The organism is Fictibacillus sp. NRS-1165, assembly GCF_050468105.1.
Taxonomy (GTDB): Bacteria; Bacillota; Bacilli; order Bacillales; family Fictibacillaceae; genus Fictibacillus_C; species Fictibacillus_C terrinigri.
The window spans coordinates 1-1198 of record NZ_JBDPNU010000179.1; the positions used below are offsets into that span (position 1 = coordinate 1).

1 protein-coding gene and 1 pseudogene are annotated in these 1198 nt (G+C 37.4%); both read left to right on the forward strand.

The window, feature by feature from the left end; all coding sequences use genetic code 11:
• The first annotated feature begins 189 nt into the window (after positions 1-189).
• The gene (gene bioW, locus ABHN01_RS25710) at positions 190-981 is read left to right on the forward strand and encodes a 6-carboxyhexanoate--CoA ligase (RefSeq protein ID WP_429877900.1); all 792 of its coding nucleotides are present in this window, start codon (positions 190-192) and stop codon (positions 979-981) included.
• 54 nt (positions 982-1035) lie between these two features.
• Positions 1036-1198, forward strand: a pseudogene (locus ABHN01_RS25715) (aminotransferase class III-fold pyridoxal phosphate-dependent enzyme); the annotation flags it as partial.

Consider the following 1198-nt stretch of genomic DNA (forward strand, 5'->3'; position numbering starts at 1 on the left):
AAGGGATAGTGCGTTTGAAAATGGAATTTCAGATTAATTTCGATTTTTTTTGTTTTCATTACAGAAAATCCATTAAAAACCATTGGGTTGGTAGACCGTTAATTATTACGCGGTCCAAGGATATTAAAAATGACTACGCACTTTCACTAACAAGATGTTGAAGCAAATTCAAGGGGGGAGAATAAAAGGATGCAAGAGGGAAAGTTTTATAGCGTTAGAATGAGAGCTGCAAAGAATGGATCTCATGAACAGGGTGGAAAGCATATTTCTGGTGGGGAAAAACTTTCAACTTTAAGCCATATGAAACATGCTGTGAATGCCTTATTGGAAAAGGGCTTAACTCATTCAAGGGGTACACCAGATTTTATGCAGATTCAGTTTGAATCTCTTGACGAGCCTATAAAACTAGTTAAGCCTTTACAAATTGAGACAAATGAAGTGGAATCAGTAGAAATAGGACAAGCATTGTCTTGGAATCTGTTAGAAAAGGTTGGTATTTCTAGACAAATCATTGAAAAAGCGTATACATATATGACTCAATATTCAGGAATCAGAGGCGCTATATTGATTGACATACATTTAGGTGAACGAATTGATTATAAGAACGAAAAGGGTGTGCGTGTTTCCAGAATGGACTGGATGAACACTAATTTCGAAAAATGGGCTGACTACTACAAGGTTCCTAAAAATTCCAGAGTTAAAGAGGCGCTTGTACTTGCAACAAAGGTGTGTGAGCATCCGGCAACTGTCGCAGAATTATGCTGGTCAGATGATCCTGAATACATAACAGGTTATGTTGCAAGTAAAAAGCTAGGCTATCAACGTATTTCTAAGCTGAAAGAATACGGAGATGAACGAGGCTGTCGAATCTTCTTTGTTGATAGCTCAAAAGACGAAGATCTAAATTCATATATACAATATTTGGAAAAACAGCCTGTTATCATCCAATGGGGGGAAGAGAATGACTCAAGAATTGATTGAAAAAAGTAAAAAGTACCTTTGGCTACCTTTTACACAAATGAAAGATTATGATGAAAACCCTTTGCCTGTGAACATGAAAGTGTGCAACCAGATTTGATGGCAGCTGGGAAGGGGATTTCAGGAGGCTATTTACCAGTAGCTGCAACATTTACAACTGAAGAAATCTACATGGCATTCTATGATGACTACGAAAAGTTAAAAACCTTGTTCCACGGCC

What these genes read in the sequence shown, in the direction of transcription:
- bioW (WP_429877900.1), top strand. Translation starts at nt 190, where the DNA reads ATGCAAGAGGGAAAGTTTTATAGCGTTAGAATGAGAGCTGCAAAGAAT.